Genomic DNA, 5,153 nt, shown 5'->3' on the forward strand with positions numbered 1-5,153 from the left:
AAATTTTCGCTCTTTGAAAACTGAATAGCTAGAACAAAAGATTTTTGGGCTCTTTGTTGGCATAGCAATATGCACAACACAATTTCAAAAAATATTCGAACAAACAACAGCGAAAGCTAGTAGTTTGATTGATACAGAATTTAAACTGGAGAGTTTGATTCTGGCTCAGAACAAACGCTGGCGGCGTGCCTAATACATGCAAGTCGAACGAGGTAGCAATACCTAGTGGCGCACGGGTGAGTAACGCGTGGATAATCTGCCTTGGAGTGGGGGATAACCAGTCGAAAGATTGGCTAATACCGCATAAGACCACAAGATCTGCGGATCAAGGGGTCAAAGGTTTTTCGTTCCAAGATGAGTCCGCGTGAGATTAGCTAGTTGGTGAGGTAATGGCTCACCAAGGCGACGATCTCTAACTGGTCTGAGAGGATGATCAGTCACACTGGAACTGAGACACGGTCCAGACTCCTACGGGAGGCAGCAGTAGGGAATATTGCACAATGGAGGAAACTCTGATGCAGCGACGCCGCGTGAGTGATGAAGGCCTTCGGGTCGTAAAGCTCTGTCGCAGGGGAATAACACAATGAATGTACCCTGCAAGAAAGGATCGGCTAACTTCGTGCCAGCAGCCGCGGTAAGACGAGGGATCCTAGCGTTGTTCGGAATTATTGGGCGTAAAGCGGGTGTAGGTGGCTATGTAAGTCAGGTGTGAAAGCCTAGGGCTCAACCCTAGAAGTGCATTTGATACTGCGTAGCTTGAGTGGTAGAGAGGATAGTAGAATTCTTGGTGTAGTGGTGAAATACGTAGATATCAAGAGGAATACCGGCGGCGAAGGCGGCTATCTGGCTACACACTGACACTCAGACCCGAAAGCGTGGGGATCAAACAGGATTAGATACCCTGGTAGTCCACGCTATAAACGATGGATACTTGTTGTTGGAGGTATTGACCCCTTCAGTGACGAAGCTAACGCGTTAAGTATCCCGCCTGGGGAGTACGGTCGCAAGATTAAAACTCAAAGAAATTGACGGGGGCCCGCACAAGCGGTGGAGCATGTGGTTTAATTCGATGCAACGCGAAGAACCTTACCTAGGCTTGACATGTACTGGAAGATTGGCAGAAATGTCGTCGCCCGCAAGGGTCGGTACACAGGTGCTGCATGGCTGTCGTCAGCTCGTGTCGTGAGATGTTGGGTTAAGTCCCGCAACGAGCGCAACCCCTGCATTTAGTTGCCAGCATTCAGTTGGGCACTCTAGATGGACTGCCGGTGTTAAACCGGAGGAAGGTGGGGATGACGTCAAGTCCTCATGGCCCTTATGCCTAGGGCTACACACGTGCTACAATGGTAGTCACAAACTGAAGCGAAGTCGCGAGATGGAGCTAATCGGAGAAAAGCTATCTAAGTTCAGATTGGTCTCTGCAACTCGAGACCATGAAGTTGGAATCGCTAGTAATCGCGGATCAGAATGCCGCGGTGAATACGTTCCCGGGCCTTGTACACACCGCCCGTCACACCATGAAAGTTGGCTGTACCAGAAGTCGCTGCGCTAACCGCAAGGAGGCAGGCGCCCAAGGTATGGTCGATGATTGGGGTGAAGTCGTAACAAGGTAGCCGTAGGGGAACCTGCGGCTGGATCACCTCCTTTCTAAGGATTATGGTGATCAGCACTTTGAGCTTGTCTCAAAGAGAGCAATCACAATCTTAGGTCAACTCGGTCTTCGGACACGAGTGAGTCCCAAAAATCTTCTAGCTATTTAGTTTTGAAAGAGTGACAACTCTGCACTTCGATTAATTTCGAGGTAGTCTAACGAGGGCCAGTAGCTCAGTTGGTTAGAGCACACGCTTGATAAGCGTGGGGTCGGAAGTTCGAGTCTTCCCTGGCCCACCAACTAATTGAGATACAAGGTTGGCAAGTTAGATAGGCAGATAGTTACTTAATTTTTTGTTTTAGTTTTGTTCTTTGACAATTGAATAGATTGATTTAGTTGATTTTTAGCGAGGTTAGTTCCATTTTTTAAAGCTACAAAGAGCTTACGGTGGATGCCTTGGCACTAAGAAGCGATGAAGGACGTGGTAAGCTGCGATAAGCTTCGGGGAGTGGCACACACACTTTGATCCGGAGATTTCCGAATGGGGAAACCCACCATTTATGGTATCACTCACTGAATACATAGGTGTTTGAAGCGAACGAGGGGAAGTGAAACATCTCAGTACCCTCAGGAAGAGAAATCAATTCCGAGATTACCCTAGTAGTGGCGAGCGAACGGGTAACAGCCTAAACCTTAATCATTTATTTGATTGAGGGGTCGTGGGACCGCAATGTGCGACTCGAGAAGTTAGAATAACAGTCTGGAAAGTCTGGCAAAATAGGGTGATAGCCCCGTGTTCGAAAACTTCAAAAGCGCTAGCGGCATCCCGAGTACCACGAAACACGTGAAATTTCGTGGGAATCTGTGAGGACCACCTCATAAGGCTAAATATTCCTTAGTGACCGATAGAGAACAAGTACCGTGAGGGAAAGGTGAAAAGAACCCCGAGAGGGGAGTGAAATAGAACCTGAAACCGTAAGCTTACAAGCAGTTAGAGCCCTTTATATGGGTGATAGCGTACCTTTTGCATAATGAGTCAGCGAGTTATGTTTGCAAGCGAGATTAAGCCGTTTAAGGTGTAGTCGTAGCGAAAGCGAGTCTGAATAGGGCGTTTAGTTTGCAGGCATAGACCCGAAACCCGGTGATCTAATCATGGACAGGTTGAAGCGAGGGTAACACCTCGTGGAGGACCGAACAAGTTGAGGTTGAAAACTCTTTTGATGATCTGTGATTAGGGGTGAAAGGCCAATCAAACTGGGTGATAGCTGGTTCTCCCCGAAATATATTTAGGTATAGCGTCGAGTAAAAAGTATCGTGGAGGTAGAGCACTGAATGGGCTAGGGGTCTTTACCGGATTACCAAACCCAAATAAACTCCGAATGCCACAGATATGTTCCTCGGCAGGCAGACGCAGGGTGATAAGGTCATGCGTCGAGAGGGAAAGAGCCCAGACCAACAGCTAAGGTCCCTAAATGCACGCTCAGTGGAGAACGTTGTGGAGTTACTTTGACAACTAGGAGGTTGGCTTAGAAGCAGCAATCCTTTAAAGAAAGCGTAATAGCTCACTAGTCTAGTGACTCTGCGCGGAAGATACAACGGGGCTAAGCGTGTTACCGAAGCTTTGGATTAAAGTATTTTATATTTTAGTGGTAGGGGAGCGTTCTAGTGTAGGATGAAGGTTGACCGGTAGGACAGCTGGACGAACTAGAAGTGATCATGCTGACATAAGTAGCGTTGAACTCGGGTGAAAAACCCGGGCGCCGAAAACTCAAGGATTCCTGGGCAAGGATAATCCTCCCAGGGTTAGTCGAGACCTAAGATGAGGCCAAGTGGCGTAATCGATGGCAAAACGGTTAATATTCCGTTACCTAGCAAATTGTGTTTAAGGAATGACGGTATAGGCTATCTCAGCCTCTTATTGGATTGAGGTGTAAGCGTGTAGGTGGTGTCGTAGGCAAATCCGCGGCACATAACACTGAGGCGTGAATGCGAGGGACTTGTCCCGGAAGTGAGAAAAGCCATGTATCCAAGAAAAGTTTCGTAAATTTAGATTTGTTAGCTCGTACCGTAAACCGACTCAGGTGAGTGGGGTGAATATCCTAAGGCGATGGGGTGAATTTTGGTCAAGGAACTCGGCAACTTAACACCGTAACTTCGGGAAAAGGTGTGCCCGCGAGAGTGTAAGGATTTACTCCCCAAGCTTTTTCGGGTCGCAGAGAAATGGGAGTAGCGACTGTTTATCAAAAACACAGGTATGTGCAAAGTCTCAAGACGAAGTATACATACTGACGCCTGCCCGGTGCTGGAAGGTTAAGAGGATTAGTTAGCGCAAGCGAAGCTGAGAATCGAAGCCCCAGTAAACGGCGGCCGTAACTATAACGGTCCTAAGGTAGCGAAATTCCTTGTCGGGTAAGTTCCGACCTGCACGAATGGCGTAACGACTTCTCCGGTGTCTCGACCAAATGCCTCGCGAAATTGAATTCTCGGTGAAAATGCCGAGTACCCGCAGAAAGACGGAAAGACCCCGTGAACCTTTACTGTAGCTTGGCAGTGATTTTAGAGTTGGCATGTGTAGGATAGGTGGGAGACTTTGAAGCAGGGGCGCTAGCTCTTGTGGAGTCAACCTTGAAATACCACCCTTGGCACCTTTGAAATCTAACCTGCTGCTCTTTACGAGCAGAGGGACACTGTCTGGTGGGCAGTTTGACTGGGGCGGTCGCCTCCCAAAAAGTAACGGAGGCGCGCGATGGTCCCCTCAGCCTGATTGGAAACCAGGCGTCGAGTGCATTGGCATAAGGGGGCTTGACTGCGAGACCTACAAGTCGAGCAGGTGCGAAAGCAGGCCAAAGTGATCCGGTGGTCCCGCGTGGAAGGGCCATCGCTCAACGGATAAAAGGTACTCCGGGGATAACAGGCTTATTCCATCCAAGAGTCCATATCGACGATGGAGTTTGGCACCTCGATGTCGGCTCATCACATCCTGGGGCTGGAGCAGGTCCCAAGGGTTTAGCTGTTCGCTAATTAAAGTGGTACGCGAGCTGGGTTCAGAACGTCGTGAGACAGTTTGGTCCTTATCTTCTGTGGGCGTATGAGATTTGAGCAGACCTGTCCTTAGTACGAGAGGACCGGGATGGACGAACCTCTGGTGTTCCTGTTGTCGCGCCAGCGGCAATGCAGGGTAGCTATGTTCGGAACTGATAACCGCTGAAAGCATCTAAGCGGGAAGCAGACTGCAAGATTAGATCTCACTGGGGCTTCGGCCCCCTAAAGACCCCTTGGAGACTACGAGGTTGATAGGCGAAAGGTGTAAGTACAGTAATGTATTCAGCTGATTCGTACTAATAGGTCGTGAGGCTTTTTTAAAAAACATTTTCTTCTCAACATAGTTGACGAAGTTTTCGTCTCAATGACTTTCCTTCGGGAAACGAGAGACTAACTCTCTGAATAAGTAAGAGAGCGAAATTTGGAGCTAACCGCTTCGCTAAAAATCAATTAAATCAATCATTCAGTTGTAAATGTAACTTCGCCATTTGGATTGGAATGAAGTTGCAGAATTGAACAA

The 5,153-nt window shown here is 48.3% G+C and carries 1 tRNA gene and 2 rRNA genes; all 3 read left to right on the plus strand.

Features of this window, described 5'->3' with window-relative positions:
- The first annotated feature begins 142 nt into the window (after positions 1-142).
- A 16S ribosomal RNA gene (locus tag NWE73_RS18065) occupies positions 143-1,647 on the plus strand.
- Positions 1,648-1,813: 166 nt separating this feature from the next.
- Positions 1,814-1,890, plus strand: a tRNA-Ile gene (locus tag NWE73_RS18070).
- A gap of 125 nt (positions 1,891-2,015) precedes the next feature.
- A 23S ribosomal RNA gene (locus tag NWE73_RS18075) occupies positions 2,016-4,954 on the plus strand.
- The 16S and 23S rRNA genes sit together here with 1 tRNA gene alongside, the layout of an rRNA operon.
- Positions 4,955-5,153: the final 199 nt, after the last annotated feature.

Origin of the sequence: Bdellovibrio svalbardensis (assembly GCF_029531655.1) — a bacterium.
Classification (GTDB): domain Bacteria; phylum Bdellovibrionota; class Bdellovibrionia; order Bdellovibrionales; family Bdellovibrionaceae; genus Bdellovibrio; species Bdellovibrio svalbardensis.